This window comes from Pseudovibrio japonicus (assembly GCF_014651595.1).
GTDB lineage: Bacteria > Pseudomonadota > Alphaproteobacteria > Rhizobiales > Stappiaceae > Pseudovibrio > Pseudovibrio japonicus.
The window spans coordinates 818076-836609 of sequence record NZ_BMXE01000001.1 but is presented as its reverse complement, the minus strand read 5'-3'; the positions used below and the strand labels follow the sequence as shown (position 1 = coordinate 836609).

The following is an 18534-nucleotide window of genomic DNA, read 5'->3' as shown; positions in this document are numbered from 1 at the left end:
TTTAGCTCTCCTGCGCGGCGCAGGAGAGAATTATGAAACACACAGTCGTTGATACCACCCGTTGTTTTCGTCCTAAATCCGAAGCCCTTCAGCTGCTGATTGATCGCGGCTTCCTGCATCAATGCACCGATCTGGAAGCGCTGGACGAAAAACTGCAAGCAGGTCCCATCACCGCATACGCTGGGTTCGATGCAACAGGTGACAGTTTGCATGCTGGTCATTTGGTGCCGCTCATGGCCATGCGCTGGCTCCAAAAAAACGGTCACAGACCAATCGTTCTGATTGGCGGTGGCACGACGCGCGTGGGTGATCCAAGCTTCCGCACTGAAAGCCGCCCACTGTTGGATGATGAGCAGATTTCCCATAACCTTGCGGGCATCCGCGCAACTGTAGAGCGTCTCTTTGATCTTTCCGATGGGCAGGGCAAAGTCGTCAACAATGCTGAGTGGTTGGACGAGTTTCGCTTCCTTGAGTTCCTCCGGGACTTCGGTACCCACTTCACCGTCAATCGCATGATGACCTTCGACAGTGTCCGCTCCCGCCTTGAAGAACAGCAGCCACTTTCCGTGCTTGAGTTCTGCTACATGATGCTGCAAGCCGTTGACTTTGTTGAGCTTAACCAACGCTTCGGCTGTACATTACAGCTTGGCGGTTCCGATCAATGGGGCAACATTGTCAATGGCGTTGACTTAGGTCGCAGGTCCGGAAAGCATCTCTTCGGCTTCACCCAGCCGCTGCTGACAACGGCATCCGGCAGCAAGATGGGAAAAACCGCAGAAGGCGCGGTGTGGCTCAACCCGTCCCGCCTCTCCAGCTTCGGCTTCTGGCAGTTCTGGCGCAATGTGGATGATGCGGACGTTTCCCGCTTCCTCAAGTTGTTCACGGACCTGCCACTGGGTGAAATTGACCGCCTGTCCTCCCTGAAGGGGCAGGAACTCAACGAGGCCAAGAAGATACTGGCAACGCAGGTCACCGGCATCGTCCACGGTCTGGCCGCAGCCGAAGCTGCTCTCCAGCAGGGTGAAGCTTTGTTCGGCGGTCAGCAGGAGCTTACCCAGCCAACCCATGAGCTCCCATTGGCACTCCTGGCAAAGCCACTTGGCCTGTTGGATTTGCTGGTGAAGATCGGTTTTGCCGAAACCAACGGCGAAGCCCGCCGCCTCATCCGTGGCGGCGGCATCCGCCTGAACTCATCCATCGTTTTGGAAGAAACCCGGATGATCTCTGAAGGCGACCTAAAACCCGGCGAACGCCTGACCATCGCTGCTGGAAAGCGCCGTAAGGCCTTGGTGGAGTTTGTGTAATCGAAATGAAGATGGGGCAGTCACTGGTTAGTAGACCGCCCCAAACTATGGTGTGAGTAATTGATCAAACGAAACTGTTTACGAGTGCAACGATTGCTTGTCGCTGATCCGCTCCGGTTGCAAACTCATTGCGTTGGAAATATTCAACGTTAGTGCGGATCGGGATGTTTTGAATGAGATCGCCGACCTGAACATTATATGATTGTGCATGCTGCCCAAGAAGCATCAGTTTATCCAAGAAGCCGGGATAGTGTTCATCGTAGTAATTGATGATCCCATTACGGTGCACAATGGAATGACCGTTGTGGTGATACCCGTTTGGCGGACCTTGTTCATCTCGTTCGTCAAGAGGTTGGCCGTTGCGCGGATTCGACATCGCGGCTTCATTTGCATACCAGACAAATACTCCATTGTTTTTCTTGTCAACAATGCCGACCGGAGCGTTACCGTCTGCTAAGAGCATAAGGCTGTGTCTTACTGCATCGCCGGTGTTTCCGAGATTTTGCTCAAATTGACCGGGAACTCGAGCGAAGACACTCGCATGATCTGCTTCGAAGACAGCGAAACCACTTGGATGAAGGACCCTAAGGCGTACGAATATGCCGTTTCCGTCCATAAAATAGAGGCTCGGCAGCTGTCCAGGAATGAGATCTAAGTTTACATCAAGAGCCGCTGTTCCGAAGATGATGTTCTCTTCAGAAATAACTGCGCGAGGCATGTCGTGATGCGGCATGTTAAGTTCATGTGGCACGTCTTGTTCTCCGTTTCTTTGTTCTTGTTTGGAGAACGCCCGTCGCCGTTGCTTGATCATGTGCATCAGGAGTAAGCTATTGAGAGTCATGATGTCTCCTTCGAACGTTCTCGCTCAAAGGGACGGATGGGATTTCCATCTGTGATCGGGGAGGGCCTTCAGATCGGCATCATCCTTAACCAAACCATAAAAAAGCCCCCGCCGGTGAGGGCAGGGGCTAAGTTCATATGGATAAGAAGCAGGATCTGTGACAAACCCTGTGAGCCGCGAGGCAAGGTCGCCGCAGGAACTGTTGTGAACGCTACTTCGGCATCTGAGAGCGAACGACTTCCCGAAGGGCGTCGACCGGCTCAAGAGACTTGCCGCGTTTGATGTGCCAGAAGGTCCAGCCGTTGCAGGCTTGCTGACCTTGAACAAGCGCACCCACCTTATGGATGGAGCCGGAATGCTCGCCGCAGATCAGGGAACCATCGGCGCGAACCGTCGCCTTGAAGCGTCCACGGGCGTCGGTCAGTTCCGCACCCGGTGTCAGTAATCCGGTCTCCAACAGGTTGCCAAACGGAACTCGTGGAAGAGCGCGTTTACCTTGCGTCATTGCCAGGAAATCATCGTTGGCAGGTGTCACCCGGTCAATCCGTTCAGACGCTGCCTTGATGTAAGAGTCTTCACGCTCACATCCCACAAAGTGGCGGCCCAGCTTCTTGGCAACGGCGCCAGTGGTGCCTGTGCCAAAGAACGGATCGAGGATCACATCGCCCTGATTGGAAGTGGAAAGCAGCACGCGGTAAAGCAGGCTCTCCGGCTTCTGGGTTGGATGCACTTTGTCGCCGTTGTCGTCCTTCAAACGCTCATGACCAGTGCAGATAGGCAGCACCCAGTCAGACCGCATCTGAAGGTCGTCGTTAAACGTCTTCATAGCATCGTAGTTGAAGGTTGGCTTGCTCTCTTGTGAAGGGCACGCCCAGATGAGCGTCTCATGAGCATTTGTAAAACGTTTGCCACGGAAGTTCGGCATCGGGTTTGTCTTCAGCCAAACCACATCATTGTTGATCCAGAACCCAAGGTCCTGCATCACCGCACCTACGCGGAAAATGTTGTGATAAGAGCCAATAACCCAGATGGACCCGTTTGGCTTGAGCACGCGACGAACCGCCGTGAGCCATGCACGAGTGAACTCATCATAAGCTTTAAAGCTGGAGAACTGATCCCAATGATCATCACAGGCATCCACTTTGGAGTGGTCTGGTCTGTGCAGGTCTCCGCCCAGCTGCAGGTTATAAGGGGGATCGGCGAAAACCACATCCACGCTGTTATCCGGAAGCTTGTTCAAAGCCTCGACACAGTCGCCCTTGATAATCGTATCAAGCCAGTCTGGCTTGGAGGAAATATGGGGTGCCGTAACAGACACCCCTTCTTTACGCTGTACTCTCATTGCGACGCATCACCTCACGCAATTCATGAGTGCTATGGTTACTCACTATGGTAAACCAGAGGTTAATAGTGGATATGTTTTATTCTTTAAGAATCAACGCTTTATTTACAGATTCGCATATTCGCCCCGAAGTTAACTCCCATTAACATTTACCCGAGGATTCCCTTGGGTCAGTGGTTTATGAGGAGTTAAAATGGCGAAATTAGCGGGGCAAAATATTTTTCTGAGAGTCAAGCTTTTTCGCTAGTCAAAAGACCCTAGGTAAATTCAATGCGGGGACAGCGGGTAAATCGGTTAATCATTGTGGCAGGTCAGGAGGGGCAACATGAAGACGATTGGGGCAGTGATCTTTGAGGGCTTTGAGCTCCTCGACCTTTATGGTCCGCTGGAGATGTTCGCTCTGGCCGGCAAAGACCTCCAGATCCAGCTCCTCAGCCACGAGGAAGGCACGGTAAAAAGCGCTCAGGGACCAACGGCTCTGCCAGATGCAATGCTGACTAACCAGAGTGCCTACGACATCTTATTGGTGCCAGGAGGACCGGGAACGCGGGCGCTGGTGTCAGATACCTCATTTCTTGAGTTGATCCAAAAGGCAGCGGGCAGGGCAGAGCTGGTGCTCAGCGTTTGTACAGGCGCTGCACTTCTGGCCAAGGCTGGCCTGCTTGATGGACACACGGCTACAACAAACAAATACGCTTGGAGCTGGGCTATATCGCAGTCAGACAATGTGCGCTGGCAACGCAAAGCGCGCTGGGTTGAAGATGGAAAGTTCTTCACCTCATCAGGCGTGTCCGCAGGTATAGATATGAGTCTTGCGGTGATTGTGCGGCTTTATGGCAGGCAAACAGCAGAAAAAGCAGCGCTGTTTGCTGAGTATGTCTGGTCGGATGACCCGCACAATGACCCGTTTGCGCAAGCTCATGGCCTGATATGAAACGAAAGGCGCTCATAGGAGCACCCTCCTGGTGCCTGTGAATGTTGCGAGATCACTCAATGCCCATGCAGTTGGCGTAAAAGGTCACCGTGGCTGGCCAGTCAGAGAATACACCGCTCACCTTCACATCTTTTACAAGCACGTCCAGCAACTCGTAAACACTGCCTTCGTTGGTGATCGCCTCATTGATGCTGCTGTAGTACCAACCGCCTCCGTCATGTGAAAGCAGGCCAGAGCGCTCCATAGTCCAGGTAAAGATCTTCAGACCCGCCTCATTAGCTGCTTCTGCATAAGCAGAGGGCACGATATGCCCGTCTTCCAGTGTGACGAGCTTCCAAAGGGGAGGGCCGATATAGTTTACGCCCAGCTCTTTCAACTCGGTCATGGAGGGCTCAAAGGTTGCCGGGTTAGAGGTGTCGAACCCCGCCTGAGTGTACCGGCCATCAAGAAACACTGCTTGCGCACCAAACTCAGGCTCATTCTCAATCCAGTAAAGCACGTCATCCAGCCCGAAGGATTGCGGGAAGACGTCAGAAGGTGGAACACCAGCTGCTTTGTATTCATCAATCAGTTTTTGGGCAAAGTCCTCCCGCGAGAAACCATCAAACGGCATCTCAACGACTGGATCTTTCAGCTCTGGCGTAAACTTGACACCTTCCCCCTTGAATCGCTCAATCACCTCAGCATGTGTCATCACAGTGCCGCCAGCACCTGCGCCAGCATAAAGGTCTGTGCGCCAGTCAGCTGTGCCTTTCAGGAAGGCCTCAGGGGTTGTTGCCCGCGGGTTATGAGCACCCATCTTGCCATGCAAGCTTTTAAAATCGTCAAGCGTGATCTCGGAGGTTCGGCACTCGGCGGTCGCGTTCTCGCCGTCGGTCGCAGGCGCAAACGGCGTCACGCAGGTACCAGCAAGCGCAGTTGTGATGATATTGGTCGTTGTCGCCAGATCATTTTGCGCATGACGACAAACCAGCTCCTTGTCCTTGGTGAAGGTGACATCGCACTCCAGCTTACCCGCACCCATCAAAACGGCAGCACTAAAGGATTCAACCGTATGCTCAGGAAACTGGAGGGGAGCCCCCCGGTGCCCGATGGAAAGGCTGGAGGGTCTGGCGGGCTCATTGATACAGGCACGCAGCTGCGCTTTCAGCGGACTGTCGTTCATCTGCTCCACAAGGAAAGCGGGGCGTGGTCCCAGTTCGGCTGCAGCATTTGCACCAACACTAAGACACGCACTGGCGACAAAGCCAAGCGCGGCAGGACGAAGAAAGTGCATGAGAAAAAAGCCCTCCAGATCGCTGAATGCTTCTGCACGACGATTTTGCAGAGCAAGCGGAAGGTTCCAAGTGACTTTACCCCGTTAGGAATTGCAACTCTCTGCGCTGAGTTAGGGTTGATATAAGATGAAAATATCATCAGTCGCTAAAAAAATACTCGAATTTATATCTTGTTTGTCTTGACCATGTCGTAAACATTCCTCAAATATGTAGTGACACGAAAAAGGAGAAACCGAACGTGTCGACTATATCCGATAGCGACGTTGGGGTGGAAAGCCGTTCCATCCGTACGCCTGAAGCAATTGCCCCAAAGTCCTTTAAAGACGCCACAGAAGCTGTCAACCACCTGATCTATCTGTTTGATCGGGCGACTAGTTTTCTGCGCGATAATTTTAAATCCGCTGCCCGTGAACGCATGCCGGAAAATCGTGTCAGAGCATTTTATCCAGAACTGAGGTTTAATGTTTCCAGCCACTCTCGAGTGGATACACGTCTGTCCTATGGCTTCGTAGCCAGACCTGGCAAATATAAGACAACAATCACACGGCCTAAACTCTTCCGGCACTATCTGGAACACCAGATTGACCTGCTGATCAAAAATCATGATCTGGAAGTTGTGATTGCTGAGAGCGATCAGCCAATCCCGCTGCACTTTGCGTTCTATAACGGTGCGAATGTGGAAGACGCGATCCCGTCTCACGAAGAGCGTCCACTGCGCGATGTGTTTGATGTCCCTGATCTTGCTGTAATGGACGATGCCATTTCCAATGGCACCTACCGCGCAAAAGATGGCTTTGAGCCACTGGCACCGTTTACCGCGCCGCGCGTTGACTATTCGCTGCATCGCTTACAGCACTACACGGCAACCGAACCGCGTTACTTCCAGAACTTCGTACTCTTCACAAACTATCAGTTCTACATTGATGGTTTCGCGCAAATGGCGAAGCAACTGATCAATGACCCGAGCAGCGGTTACACCGCGTTTGTGGAGCCGGGCAACCTCATTACCTATGCAGGTGATAGAGAGCCCCGCGAAGGTGTAGCGCCTCCACGTCTGCCGCAAATGCCCGCTTATCACCTGCTGCGTGAAGATGGCTCCGGTATCACCATGGTGAATATCGGCGTTGGCCCGTCCAATGCTAAAACCATTACGGACCACATCGCCGTGCTTCGCCCTCATGCCTGGCTGATGCTTGGTCACTGTGCTGGCTTGCGAAGCAGTCAGCAGCTTGGTGACTACGTGCTGGCCCATGGTTATGTGCGCGAGGACAAGGTGCTTGATGCGGATCTGCCAACATGGGTCCCAATCCCGCCACTGGCGGAAGTGCAAGTTGCGCTGGAAGAAGCCGTTGAGAAAACCACCGGCTACACAGGTTATGACCTAAAGCGCGTCATGCGCACAGGCACCGTGGCTTCCATCGACAACCGCAACTGGGAACTGCGCGACCACCGCGAGCCGGTGCAGCGTTTCTCCCAGTCCCGTGCCATTGCACTGGACATGGAATCCGCAACCATCGCCGCCAACGGCTTCCGCTTCCGCGTTCCTTATGGAACCTTGCTTTGTGTTTCAGACAAGCCATTACACGGTGAGCTGAAACTACCGGGCATGGCAACGGATTTCTACCGAAAACAGGTAGATCAGCACTTGGAAATCGGCGTGAAGACCATGGAAATTCTGAGAGAGATGCCACTGGATCGCCTCCACTCTCGAAAACTCCGCAGCTTCATGGAAACCGCTTTCCAGTAAACGTCTGCTGTGACTTATAAGAACAAGAAAAGCCGGGTTTAAGCCCGGCTTTTTTGATTGAGGGTGTTGTTGACTTAGAAGAAGCATGCTGACAAAATTACCTAATGCTAATTCAGAATAAGCATCTAACTCCAAAAATCTAATCGTTATAATCTCTTCCTTGTGAGTAGTAGATCTGGCGTTCGCGTGCTTGCAATCAAGTGGTCTCGCTGCTGTTCTGCATCAAACTCATTCTGCCAAGATACTAGGAAAATTATCCGCATGCCATTTAACAAGATTCATGTTCCAAAAGCACTTCCGAGTGCAATGTGCCGTGCAATAAACGACCAATTACATCAAAGCTTAGTCACGACATGCGGTGTAAATCCCAGTGATGATTTTTGTTTGGTTTCTCGTTATGAGCCAGAAGACATGATGTTTCATCCAACCTTTCTTGGTGAAAGAGACCCTGCAGCAACCATTGTTATTGAGATTGCATTGTTGGGAGGCCGTTCAGAACAGCAAAAAGAGGCGCTTTATAAAGATATGCGTAAACGTCTCGGAGGGATTGGCTTTGATCCGAACAATTCTATTATGTTTCTTATCGAGAATAACGCTGTTGACTGGTCATTCAGCGAAGCAGGCTCTGTTAAATCTGTCTTAGGCCTTTAAGGCGTAACTCCGGTAAGAGAAAACGACTTCAACTCCGCTAACCAATAAGAGCTGGTTGGCAACTGGAAGAATAAAAAAGCCGGGTTTTAGCCCGGCTTTTTTGAGGCCTACTCAAGGTTGACAAATAGACCCGCGCTCTTCGATGCTGGCATGCAATTTGGGGGAAACAATATGCAGCGCGTGGCAATAGCAACTGAGCGGAACGATAACATCCCGCTTGCAGTTGCAACGATTATCTTCACCGTGTTGGTGCTGTCTTTGGGGGACGCTTTAATCAAGTTTTCCAGCCGGAATTTTGTGATCTGGCAGATCTTTGTTTTGCGCTCGCTGCTGGTCTTGCCTGTGCTTCTTGTTTACATGCGTCTGCGCAGTCCTGAGATCCTCACGATCCCGCCTGCGTTGGGTTGGGCGGTTTTGCGCAGCTTGCTGCTTGTGGGCATGTGGGTTGCCTACTATGTTGCTCTGCCGAATTTAGATCTTTCTATTGCTGCTGCTGCCTACTACACCCTGCCGATCTTCATAGTGCTCTTCTCCGCTATTCTGGTTGGCGACAAGATAAGCATTCTGGGCTGGCTTGCAGTTATTCTGGGGTTTGTTGGAGTGCTCCTCATACTCAGACCAAAAGCAGAGAACTTCAATCTGCATGCGTTACTACCACTTGTCTCCGCTGTGCTCTACGCCTTAGCTATGATCTTGACACGCACAAAGTGCCGAGCAGTGAACCCGGTGATGCTCTCTGTCATGCTCAATTGTTGTTTCATTGTCGTCGGGGCGCTGGCAGCCATCACAATCGTAATCTTCATGCCCGAGCCTCGTGAAGGATTCTTGCTGGCTCCTTGGACGCAAATGGCGAGTTCTGAATGGCTGTCTATTTCGTTGATGGCGATTGCAATTCTGGTGGGAAGCGTCGGAGCTGCAATAGCCTACCAAGCTGGCCCGTCTTCGGTCATAGGAACCTTTGACTTCGCGTATGTTGGCTTCGCACTCCTCTGGGGAGTGATCTTCTTCGCTGAAATGCCCGACGTCCTGTCTATCTTCGGCATGCTGCTGATCGTCGGGGCAGGGGGCTTGTCGCTTCGCCAATCAAAGGCAAGGACAACCTGACCCCGCGGCCAATCACGAAATCAACCCACCCACCTTAAGCGCCTTTTTCATTACCGTGGGCAGAGCCTCGCCTTCAAGCTCATGCTGCTCTGACCACCAATAGCCCTCGGGTTCTTCGTAGGTGGCAGGAGCCTGTGCTTGCCAGACGCTCATTTCCAGATGGAAGTGCGTGAAGGTGTGCTTCACATCCTTCTCCGTCCGCACCCAGTCCGCCTGAATTGGTGCAGCGGTCAGGTCTTCCAGCGCCGCATCGTCTGCCCAGTGCGTGGTGATGGGCTCGCTCATACCCGCAAGCAGGCCTTTATCCGCGCGCTTGCGCAAAAGAATGCGGCCACTCTCATCACTGAGCAGGAACGCCATACCCCGACGTGTCGGCTTCATCTTCTTAGGAGCCTTGCGCGGCAGCGTGTCGGCAATGCCTTGCTTGCGGCCCTCACAAACCTCCAACCACGGACAGATCCCGCAAGCTGGAGACTTGGGCGTGCAAACCGTCGCGCCAAGATCCATCATGGCCTGCGCAAAGTCTCCGGGGCGATCATGTGGCGTCATCTCCCCCATTAACGGCTTTACCTCCGCCTTGAGGGCAGGGAGCGTCGTGAGTAGCCCGTAGCGACGGGATAACACCCGTTCCACATTGCCATCCACCACCGCAGCATGCCGTCCAAAGGCAATGGTGGAGATCGCCGCAGCGGTGTAAGGACCGATGCCGGGGAGCTTCAAAAGCCGCTCTTCTTCCTCGGGAAAACGTCCATTATGATGCAATTGGACAAATTGTGCACACTTATACAGATTTCGTGCACGGGAATAATAACCCAGCCCCGCCCACGCTTTCAGGATGTCTTCTTCCTCTGCATTGGCCATGTCAGCAAGTGTCGGCCATGTCTTTATGAAGAGTTCAAAGTAACCTTTTACCGCTGCCACAGTAGTCTGCTGCAACATGATTTCGGATAGCCAGACATAGTAAGGGTCTGGTTTTACACCGGAAAGTATATCAGAAGGGGCGGTTCGCCATGGTAGTTGGCGAGAATTTCTGTCATACCAGTAAAGAAGAGCTAGAGTATCTTGCATGGTCTTGTGGGTTAACCTTGGTTTTGCTCCCCAAGTAATTGGGGTTCCCTTGGTAATTCATGGTACCGCGAAAAACGGGACTAATTTAAAACTACTATAAAGCAACGGTCATATATGTGCCTTAATCTCATGGCGTGATGAAGACGATGAAAGCAACTGCGCAAAATCGGGCTCCCAGAAGATCAAACCATCAGCTAAGCGAGCTGATCGGTAAGACTATGCACCCTGTTGCGCGTAAGCGTGGATTTGCCAGTGCTGATCTTCTCGCTGCTTGGCCTGAACTTGTCGGCAAGCAGTATCACGGAAAGGTACAGCCCGGTAGACTTATCTGGCCAAGAACCAAAAGCACCGATGGTGAGCCTGTAGCCGAACCGGCAACTCTTCTTGTCCATACCGATGGCGCCACTGCTTTATTCTTCACCCACGAAGCTCCTCAGCTACGAGACCGTATCAACGCCTTTCTCGGCTGGAATGCAGTAGGTCGTATCAAGGTCGTACAGCGTCCCGTCCTCCGTTCAAAAAAGACTACCCCCAAGCCACTTCGCGAGCTTTCCGAGATCGAAAACCGACGCATCGAGCAAAAGGTTGCAGATGTTTCTGATGAGCGGTTGAAGAGTGCGCTGGAAAAGCTGGGTAAGTGCATTGTTGCCCGCTCTCCGGCAGGCAACACCTGATCTTCCCATAATCTTCGAAAAAGCCCTGAGAAAAGCTTACTGGCTGACCACCAGATCGTGGCCCTTTGCAGTATAGCCCAGCAGCAAGTCAGGGCGTTCCATCAAAAGGTAGGCAGTAGTTGTTTCCTGTGCATCGCGCAGCTCAATGGTGTCCCCATTCACAGCCCACGCCGTCACACTGCTCAATTCTTCATTCATGCAGCCACTTGTTGCAGCCATTCCGTTAGGAAGGCCACGTGCTGCCGCTGCGGTGGAAGCCGCTGATGCTGTTTTGCTGAATTGAACGCGACACGACGCAGAGCTGCCACCGCTGCCTTCGCTCACCACCCATCGTGTGGAGGTCAGTGCACTGAGGTCGGCTGTGCCAGTATAGATTCCAATGTGCGTCGCAGGTATAGCGGCTACATCCGCTGTCGATTCCTGAGTAGTACTAGGTATAGCTTCGACGAAATCTTCAGATACAGAGGCTTGGCAGGCTATCAGTGGAGTGCTGAGAAGCATTAGTGCAGTCAAGCGCTTCATGGTATGTCCGTATATCTTGTTTCTGATTTCTATAAATCTTTAATAACTCAATAATGAGGCAAAAACAAAACAACTAATAAAATAATTGATGTTTTCCATGCATAATTCTTGTGGGTATGTAATGAGCCCAATGATTTAGACTAGGCTTAAATGTCAGGTCTGATCGCGTAGGAGAGTCCACTACAAGGAACCAAAGAGCGCAGGGCCACCTCGTATTTTTCGGTTAGCCTAAATCCCCCACCGCGAGCCTGTCAGAACGGCGACTTAACAAAATTTTGTATAAGTACGCACTATATTCTGTAGCTTCCAACAACTATTTGCCATAGTTTCCTGAATACCAAGTGTTGCTGGAAATCGAGCTGTGGGCAGGTAATGGTTTGCATGATTGTTCACCAGCTTGTGATCAGAGGTTCCTGACTCAAAAGGGTTATACTCGCAGCCAATCTCTGGCTGCCACTCGTGGATAACCGTGCTGGGTCAGCAGACAGGGCAACATCGATTTAAACTGGGATAGAAAAACGTGACACTCTCTCGCCGTAAGTTTCTTGAGCGCACCAGTGCTCTCACTGCTGCTTCTCTTGCATTCGCTGCCATGCCGACCGTTGCCTCTGCTCAGACCTATTCTGAAGCACAGCTGGACAAGGTCGGTCCATTGCCTGAACAGGCGATTGGCTCTCCGGACGCACCGGTAACAGTCATCGAATATGCGTCTTTGACGTGTGGTCACTGTGCGAACTTCCACAACACCACCTATAAAGAGCTGAAGAGAGAATACATCGACACTGGCAAAGTGCGTTTCATCTTCCGTGAATTCCCACTGGATACAGTCGCCGCAGCTGGCTTTATGCTTGCGCGCTGTGCACCAGAAGACAAATACTTCGACATTGTAGACCTGATGTTTGAAGAGCAGCGTAACTGGGCCTTCACCAATGACCCGTACAACGCCCTGTTGAGCATGGGTAAGCAGCTTGGTTTCACAGAAGATAGCGTGAAGGCTTGCTTGACGAATCAGGAAATACTAGACGGAGTAACGGAAGTTCGTGACTATGGCTCCAACACTCTGGGCGTAGATTCGACACCGACCTTCTTTATCAACGGTGAAAAGGTAAGCGGGGCACTCTCGTTTGACGAGTTCAAAACGTACGTGGACAAGAATCTGTAAAAGCAGCGGGCAGCCCCTTGGGCTGACGAACCTGCTCGCAGATCCATGCGCGTATGAACGCTTGCACCCTGTTGTAAGAGTAGGGGGCGCTCAATGAAGTTTCAGCGCCTCCGTATCCTCGGGTTCAAATCCTTTGTTGAGCCCATGGAGTTTGTCATTGAAGACGGCCTGACCGGTATTGTCGGGCCCAATGGCTGCGGTAAATCCAATCTGGTAGAAGCTCTGCGCTGGGTAATGGGAGAGAACTCCTATAAGAACATGCGCGCTTCCGGCATGGATGACGTAATCTTTTCCGGCAGCCTCAACCGGCCTGCCAGAAATACCGCAGAAGTCACCCTGTTCCTGGACAACTCAGACCGCACCGCTCCCTCAGGCTATAATGACAGCGACATGCTGGAAGTCACGCGCCGCATCGAGCGCGAGGCCGGCTCGGTCTACAAGATCAACGGCAAGGACGCTCGTGCAAGAGATGTGCAGCTCCTGTTTGCTGACGCCTCCACCGGTGCGCGCTCACCAGCCATGGTGCGTCAGGGACAGATCGGCGAGCTGATCTCCGCCAAGCCAACCTCACGCCGGAAAATTCTGGAGGAAGCAGCAGGCATCTCCGGCCTGCATAGCCGTCGCAAAGAAGCAGAGATCCGCCTGCGCGCTGCTGAAACCAATCTGGAACGTCTGGAAGATGTGGTCCTGCAGATTGAGGGACAGCTCGACGGCCTGAAACGGCAGGCCCGTCAGGCCACCCGCTACCGCAATCTCTCCTCCGAAATTCGCAAGGCCGAAGCAACGATCCTGTACCTGCGCTGGCAGGAGGCCTCCGCCGCGCTGGAAGCAGCCCGTAAACAATACGCCGAAGCCGAGATCGGCATGCGCGATATTGCAGGATTGCAAGCCTCCACAGCCAAAGAGCAGGCACTTGCAGCCCATGAGATTCCAAAGCTCCGAGAAGCAGCAGGCGGTGCCGCCGCCGCGCTCCAGCACCTGATCATCGCAAAGAACGATCTGGACTCTGAAGACCGCCGCATCAAGGAAAAGCTGACAGACCTCCAAGCCCGCCTTGCCCAGATGGAGCAGGATATCGAGCGCGAGGCCCGCCTTGCCAGCGAAAACACCAGTCATCTGGAAGAGCTGGAGGAGGAAAAACAGGAACTCCTCGAAGCAGCCGAAACCTTGGACGAGCGTGCGGAACATGCTGAAGAACTGGTGTTGATTGCCGAAGACAATCTCGATGCCAGTGAGATGAAGCACTCACGCATCACGCAGGATCACGCCAGCCTCCTCGCAACCCACAATCAGTTGGAAGGTCAGATCTCCGGCATCCGCCAAAAGAGCGCCCGCTTCAAGGAAGAAGCAGATCGCTTTAAAGCACAGCTGCAAGCTGTTGAGGGTGATATCAAAGCCGCCAGTGGACCGGGTGATAAGCGCGAAGAGCTGGAGATGGCTCTGGAAGAATTGGCAGAGGCGGAAGAAACCGCAGTTCAGGCTGAAGAAGCACTGGCTGCGGCTCGTGAGGCAGAGAGCAACTGTCGCGCCCCATTAAATGAAGCGGATTCAGCTCTCTCCAGATATGAGACGGAAGCCAAAACCTTGCAGGCCGTTCTGTCCGCAGGCCAAACCGGCGACTGGACGCCCGCCGTAGACAAGATGAGTGTCAGTCCGGGTCTGGAAACCGCCCTCGGTGCGGCTTTGGGCGAAGACCTTGATGCAGCAATGGAACCGGAAGCTCCTGTGCACTGGAGCCTGAGCGCAGGGCAGGGGGCTGACCCTGATCTACCAGCCGGTGCAACGCCTCTGTCTGACTATGTAAAGGCGCCCAGTGAACTGGCCCGCCGTCTGGCTCAGGTTGGTCTTGTTGATGCTGAGCAGGGTTTAACCTTGCGGAAAGAGCTGAAGGTTGGTCAGCGACTGGTCAGCAAGCAGGGTGATCTCTGGCGCTGGGATGGTTTGGTCATTGCAGCCGACGCGCCAACACCAGCAGCACAGCGCCTCGCTCAACGAAATCGCCTTGCCGAGCTTGAAGAACTCGTTGATCAGACAAGAGAGCTGGTCAGCGAGAAAAAACAAGCCCTCGAAACCGCAGCAGAACACAGGCGGCAGGCGGAAACGGCTGAGCAGGACATGCGCCAGAAGCTCCGCCTAGAACAATCTCGCATCATTGCATTGCGTGAAGAGCTCGCCGCAGCGGAGCGCGCCTTAACGGAACTCTCCGTGCGCAAGACAACACTCGAAGAGCAGCTCCGCCGCGCCAATGAGGATTTTGAGGAAACAGCCGCCTCACTGGAAGAAGCAGAAGCTGCCCTCGAAGAATTGCAGGACATTGAAGGTGTCTCAGCCGAGTTGGAAGCCGCGACCAAGGAAGTTTCCCAGTGTCGCAGTAAGCTCGCAGAAGCAAAAGGCGCCACGGATGCCTTGAAGCGCGAAGCCGAGCTACGGGCCAAGCGCCTCGAAACCATTGAGCGCGACCGCCAGAACTGGGTGCAGCGCGTGCAAAACGCCGACAGGCAGATCTCAGTCTTGCGCCAGCGCCGCGATGAAGCCGCCGAAGAGCGCATGATCCTTCTGGAAAGCCCTGAGGAAATTGAACTCAAGCGTCAGGATCTGCTCACCAGCCTCGCAAATGCGGAAGAAGCCCGCAAGGCAGCTGACGACAAACTGGCCGAAGGCGAAAAGCGTCAACTGATCGCCGACCAAAAGGCCCGCGAAGCCATGGAAGACCTCTCCGGAGCACGCGAACGGAAGGTTCGCGCTGAGGAACGCCTCGAAGCCGCAAAAGAACGCCGCGCAGAAATTGAGCGCCGGGTGGATGAGACACTGGAAGTCGCTGTCTCCCGCCTCCATGAGATGACCGGCCTCTCGCAGGACGCTCCACTACCGGATGCCGAAGCAGCTGAACGCAAGCTCGACCGCCTCAAGGCCGAGCGCGAACGTCTGGGCGGGGTGAATCTGCGTGCTGATGAAGAAATGCAGGAAATAACCGAGCAGCGCGACACGCTCATAAGCGAAAGAGACGACCTGATTGAGGCTATCAGGAAGTTGCGCACAGGAATTATGAATCTGAACAAGGAAGCACGGGAACGTCTGCTGAGCTCCTTCGATCAGGTCAACGACCACTTCAGACGCCTCTTCACGCACCTGTTCGGCGGAGGTACTGCAGAGCTGAAACTGGTGGATGCAGAAGACCCCCTTGATGCGGGTTTGGAGATCTTCGCACGCCCTCCCGGCAAGAAGCCTCAGACCATGACATTGCTCTCGGGCGGCGAGCAGGCGCTTACTGCTATGGCGCTTATATTCGCAGTTTTCCTTACAAATCCGGCCCCGATCTGCGTTCTGGACGAAGTGGATGCCCCGTTGGATGATGCCAACGTAGAACGTTATTGCGCGTTGCTGGAGAATATGACGCAAAACACCGAGACGCGATTCACGGTCATTACACACAACCCGATTACCATGGCGCGCATGTCCAGATTGTTTGGAGTGACCATGGCAGAAAGAGGGGTCTCTCAGCTGGTTTCAGTGGATCTTGAGATGGCTGAACGATTCACAGAGACGGCCTAAAATAGGGTACAATACGCCCTTGAATGCATCCTTTATACGTATTACCTGTTAGAAACTTCGAAAACATATTAAATATCAGGTATTTAGCTTAAGTGGCTCTAGCCTTGACACTGCACATCACGAGCATTATGGTGCCCCCGACTTTCAGGGGTCTACAGGGTCTTTGAGTTATCTGCAGCTATCTAGGAAGAATGAAGATGTCTCCCGAAGAGAACAAGCAGAGAAAACAAGGCATGAAAGAAACTGATCGTCACCTGTCTGAGCGGCTAGAAAAGCTCGGCAAAACGCTGGATACACACCTGGAAGAAACCTCTGTTAAAGAGGAGCCGAACAGGACCAGCGCAATGTCAGGTTTGTCACAGGCTTGGAAGATGTCTTCCGAGTTTATCGCTGCGATCTTCGTCGGGGGGGCACTCGGCTGGATGGCAGATAGCTGGCTCGGAACCAAGCCGTGGGGAATGATAATTCTCCTTATGCTTGGCTTTGCAGCGGGAGTATTAAACGTACTTCGGGAGGCGGGTAAAGTCGCCGGTCCTGAGAGACGGATGAACTCCGGCAAGAAGCAGGACTAACTAATTCATCGCGCTCTTGCGCTCGTAAATTGGCACTTCAGGGGTACTACCTGTGGCTGGAAATTCAGGCAACGCGATCGATCCGATCCACCAGTTTCATATCTCCAAGATTGTATCTATGGAGATTGGCGGTGTTGATTTCTCCTTCACCAACGCTTCCTTGTTCATGGTTCTGACCGTCGCTGTAGCGACCTTGTTCCTCGTTCTGTCTACCAACAGACGTGGCCTGGTCCCCAGCCGTGCTCAGCTCATGGCGGAAATGTCCTACGAGTTTGTTGCTGCCACCTTGCGAGGCTCAGCAGGCAATGACGGCATGCGGTTCTTCCCGCTCGTCTTTTCCCTGTTCATGTTCGTTTTCATGGCAAACATGCTCGGGATGTTCCCATACTTCTTCACCGTTACAAGCCAGATCATCGTGACCTTTGCGCTCGCAATGCTCGTGATTGGCACCGTAACGATCTACGGTTTCTACAAGCACGGCGCAGGCTTCCTTAAGCTGTTCGTCCCAAGTGGCGTTCCGGCAGGGGTTGTTCCTCTCGTTTCCGTGATTGAAGTTATCTCTTTCCTTTCCCGTCCAGTTAGCTTGTCCGTACGTCTGTTCGCAAACATGCTTGCTGGTCACATCACCCTGAAGGTTTTCGCAGGCTTCGTCGTAATGCTCACCGGTCTCGGTGCAGCAGGTGTCGCAGCTGCGGTCTTGCCGCTGTTACTCACGATTGCCATTACGGCTCTTGAGTTCCTGGTCTCCTTCCTTCAGGCCTACGTCTTTACCGTTCTTACGTGCATGTATCTTGCAGATGCGCTCCATCCGAGCCACTAAGTAACGTGTAGAATCCGGGTATTAAGCCCAAAACTAAGTCATAGACGAAATTTGCTAATTAGGAGCACTTGTCATGGACGCAGAAGCAGCAAAATACATTGGTGCCGGTATCGCCTGCCTTGGTATGGGTGGTGCAGCTCTCGGTCTCGGTAACATCTTCGGCAACTTCCTTGCCGGCGCACTGCGCAACCCATCTGCTGCAGATGGACAGTTCGGCCGCCTCATCCTCGGCTTTGCTGTGACCGAAGCTCTCGGCATCTTCTCCCTTCTCGTCGCACTTCTGCTGCTGTTCGCAGTATAATCGACGAAAACGATTAGAGCGTTTTATGCGTGACGGTCCTTACTCGTTAAGGGCCGTCTCCAAATCATAAAGCGTTACGAAGAGCGTTCACGGAGAAGTTGATGTCGAATACTCAAGGAAACCTGAATACAACTGCCGAAGTCGGCATTGTAGAGGACAGCGGTAGCTTTCCTCCATTCGACAGCTCGACTTACCCGTCTCAGCTGTTGTGGTTGGTTCTTTCCTTCGGCGTTTTCTACTGGGTAATGTCGAAAGTGGTTCTGCCACGCATCGGCGGTATTCTTGAAGATCGTCGCGATCGCATCGCAGGTGACATGGCAGAAGCATCCCGTCTCAAACAAGAGACAGATGAAGCCATCGCATCCTACGAAAGTGCTCTTGCCGACGCGCGCACCAAGGCCACTAACCTGGCTCATGAGGCACGCTCAAAGGTAAAAGCAGAGACAGAAAGCGCCCGCGCAGCGGCTGAAGAGCAGTTGGCAGCTAAGCTTTCCGAATCTGAACAGAGCATCTCCAGGATCACAGCTGAAAGCCTGACTCACGTTGGCGAAATCGCCTCCGAGACAACAGGCGAGCTTGTGAAGGCACTTATCGGCGGTCGTGCTCCAGCAAAAGCTGAAGTCACCAAAGCCGTTGATGCTGCACTTAAGTAAGGGGTGACAG

17 protein-coding genes are annotated in these 18534 nt (G+C 53.1%); 12 read left to right on the top strand and 5 right to left on the bottom strand.

Going from position 1 to position 18534, the window contains the following annotated elements:
• The first annotated feature begins 32 nt into the window (after positions 1-32).
• Positions 33-1304 (top strand): tyrosine--tRNA ligase, encoded by a 1272-nt coding sequence (tyrS, locus tag IE076_RS03715; protein WP_189435379.1) that lies wholly within the window; start codon positions 33-35, stop codon positions 1302-1304.
• Positions 1305-1368: 64 nt separating this feature from the next.
• On the opposite strand, the gene IE076_RS03710 is transcribed toward tyrS, so the two are convergent.
• Together IE076_RS03710 and IE076_RS03705 are read right to left on the bottom strand one after the other, a co-directional pair.
• Positions 1369-2145, bottom strand: coding sequence for a hypothetical protein (locus IE076_RS03710; RefSeq protein ID WP_189435378.1), 777 nt, complete (start codon positions 2143-2145; stop codon positions 1369-1371).
• A 211-nt stretch (positions 2146-2356) separates the two neighbouring features.
• A complete protein-coding gene (locus tag IE076_RS03705) occupies positions 2357-3487 on the bottom strand; it encodes a site-specific DNA-methyltransferase (protein ID WP_209008798.1) in 1131 nt (376 codons plus the stop codon).
• 325 nt (positions 3488-3812) lie between these two features.
• Here IE076_RS03705 and IE076_RS03700 point away from each other — a divergent pair, with 325 nt between their 5' ends.
• Positions 3813-4421: a DJ-1/PfpI family protein gene (locus IE076_RS03700; RefSeq protein WP_189435377.1), complete on the top strand. Its 609-nt coding sequence runs from the start codon at positions 3813-3815 to the stop codon at positions 4419-4421.
• 52 nt (positions 4422-4473) lie between these two features.
• On the opposite strand, the gene IE076_RS03695 is transcribed toward IE076_RS03700, so the two are convergent.
• The gene (locus IE076_RS03695; RefSeq protein WP_189435376.1) at positions 4474-5697 is read right to left on the bottom strand and encodes a glycerophosphodiester phosphodiesterase family protein; all 1224 of its coding nucleotides are present in this window, start codon (positions 5695-5697) and stop codon (positions 4474-4476) included.
• A gap of 239 nt (positions 5698-5936) precedes the next feature.
• Between IE076_RS03695 and IE076_RS03690 the strand changes: the two genes are divergently transcribed.
• From IE076_RS03690 to IE076_RS03680, 3 genes are all read left to right on the top strand, one after another.
• The gene (locus tag IE076_RS03690) at positions 5937-7445 is read left to right on the top strand and encodes an AMP nucleosidase (RefSeq protein WP_371871464.1); all 1509 of its coding nucleotides are present in this window, start codon (positions 5937-5939) and stop codon (positions 7443-7445) included.
• Between the two features lie 261 nt (positions 7446-7706).
• On the top strand, positions 7707-8096 hold the full coding sequence (locus IE076_RS03685) for a tautomerase family protein (protein ID WP_189435375.1): 390 nt from the start codon (positions 7707-7709) through the stop codon (positions 8094-8096).
• Between the two features lie 171 nt (positions 8097-8267).
• The gene (locus IE076_RS03680) at positions 8268-9200 is read left to right on the top strand and encodes a DMT family transporter (protein ID WP_189435374.1); all 933 of its coding nucleotides are present in this window, start codon (positions 8268-8270) and stop codon (positions 9198-9200) included.
• 12 nt (positions 9201-9212) lie between these two features.
• Here the strand turns inward: IE076_RS03680 and mutY are convergent, their stop codons facing one another.
• On the bottom strand, positions 9213-10268 hold the full coding sequence (gene mutY / locus IE076_RS03675) for an A/G-specific adenine glycosylase (RefSeq protein ID WP_189435373.1): 1056 nt from the start codon (positions 10266-10268) through the stop codon (positions 9213-9215).
• A 137-nt stretch (positions 10269-10405) separates the two neighbouring features.
• On the opposite strand from mutY, the gene IE076_RS03670 reads away from it, so the two are divergent.
• Entirely contained in the window at positions 10406-10942 is a 537-nt protein-coding gene (locus IE076_RS03670; protein WP_189435372.1) for a DUF721 domain-containing protein, read from the top strand.
• Positions 10943-10978: 36 nt separating this feature from the next.
• Here the strand turns inward: IE076_RS03670 and IE076_RS03665 are convergent, their stop codons facing one another.
• Entirely contained in the window at positions 10979-11464 is a 486-nt protein-coding gene (locus tag IE076_RS03665; protein WP_189435371.1) for an AprI/Inh family metalloprotease inhibitor, read from the bottom strand.
• A gap of 520 nt (positions 11465-11984) precedes the next feature.
• On the opposite strand from IE076_RS03665, the gene IE076_RS03660 reads away from it, so the two are divergent.
• The 6 genes from IE076_RS03660 (at position 11985) to IE076_RS03635 (ending at position 18524) form a co-directional block, all read left to right on the top strand.
• Positions 11985-12626: a DsbA family protein gene (locus tag IE076_RS03660; protein ID WP_189435370.1), complete on the top strand. Its 642-nt coding sequence runs from the start codon at positions 11985-11987 to the stop codon at positions 12624-12626.
• A gap of 93 nt (positions 12627-12719) precedes the next feature.
• On the top strand, positions 12720-16178 hold the full coding sequence (gene smc, locus IE076_RS03655) for a chromosome segregation protein SMC (RefSeq protein ID WP_189435369.1): 3459 nt from the start codon (positions 12720-12722) through the stop codon (positions 16176-16178).
• A gap of 197 nt (positions 16179-16375) precedes the next feature.
• Positions 16376-16750 (top strand): AtpZ/AtpI family protein, encoded by a 375-nt coding sequence (locus IE076_RS03650; RefSeq protein ID WP_244649582.1) that lies wholly within the window; start codon positions 16376-16378, stop codon positions 16748-16750.
• A 52-nt stretch (positions 16751-16802) separates the two neighbouring features.
• Entirely contained in the window at positions 16803-17570 is a 768-nt protein-coding gene (locus tag IE076_RS03645) for a F0F1 ATP synthase subunit A (protein ID WP_189435367.1), read from the top strand.
• A 73-nt stretch (positions 17571-17643) separates the two neighbouring features.
• Positions 17644-17871 (top strand): F0F1 ATP synthase subunit C, encoded by a 228-nt coding sequence (locus IE076_RS03640; protein WP_054663458.1) that lies wholly within the window; start codon positions 17644-17646, stop codon positions 17869-17871.
• 101 nt (positions 17872-17972) lie between these two features.
• The gene (locus IE076_RS03635; RefSeq protein WP_189435366.1) at positions 17973-18524 is read left to right on the top strand and encodes a F0F1 ATP synthase subunit B; all 552 of its coding nucleotides are present in this window, start codon (positions 17973-17975) and stop codon (positions 18522-18524) included.
• Positions 18525-18534 lie beyond the last annotated feature (10 nt).

Coding starts and splice junctions, on each gene's coding strand:
- tyrS (WP_189435379.1), top strand. CDS start 33: ATGAAACACACAGTCGTTGATACCACCCGTTGTTTTCGTCCTAAATCC.
- IE076_RS03710 (WP_189435378.1), bottom strand. CDS start 2,145: ATGACTCTCAATAGCTTACTCCTGATGCACATGATCAAGCAACGGCGA.
- IE076_RS03705 (WP_209008798.1), bottom strand. CDS start 3,487: ATGAGAGTACAGCGTAAAGAAGGGGTGTCTGTTACGGCACCCCATATT.
- IE076_RS03700 (WP_189435377.1), top strand. CDS start 3,813: ATGAAGACGATTGGGGCAGTGATCTTTGAGGGCTTTGAGCTCCTCGAC.
- IE076_RS03695 (WP_189435376.1), bottom strand. CDS start 5,697: ATGCACTTTCTTCGTCCTGCCGCGCTTGGCTTTGTCGCCAGTGCGTGT.
- IE076_RS03685 (WP_189435375.1), top strand. CDS start 7,707: ATGCCATTTAACAAGATTCATGTTCCAAAAGCACTTCCGAGTGCAATG.
- IE076_RS03680 (WP_189435374.1), top strand. CDS start 8,268: ATGCAGCGCGTGGCAATAGCAACTGAGCGGAACGATAACATCCCGCTT.
- mutY (WP_189435373.1), bottom strand. CDS start 10,268: ATGCAAGATACTCTAGCTCTTCTTTACTGGTATGACAGAAATTCTCGC.
- IE076_RS03670 (WP_189435372.1), top strand. CDS start 10,406: ATGAAGACGATGAAAGCAACTGCGCAAAATCGGGCTCCCAGAAGATCA.
- IE076_RS03665 (WP_189435371.1), bottom strand. CDS start 11,464: ATGAAGCGCTTGACTGCACTAATGCTTCTCAGCACTCCACTGATAGCC.
- smc (WP_189435369.1), top strand. CDS start 12,720: ATGAAGTTTCAGCGCCTCCGTATCCTCGGGTTCAAATCCTTTGTTGAG.
- IE076_RS03650 (WP_244649582.1), top strand. CDS start 16,376: ATGTCTCCCGAAGAGAACAAGCAGAGAAAACAAGGCATGAAAGAAACT.
- IE076_RS03640 (WP_054663458.1), top strand. CDS start 17,644: ATGGACGCAGAAGCAGCAAAATACATTGGTGCCGGTATCGCCTGCCTT.
- IE076_RS03635 (WP_189435366.1), top strand. CDS start 17,973: ATGTCGAATACTCAAGGAAACCTGAATACAACTGCCGAAGTCGGCATT.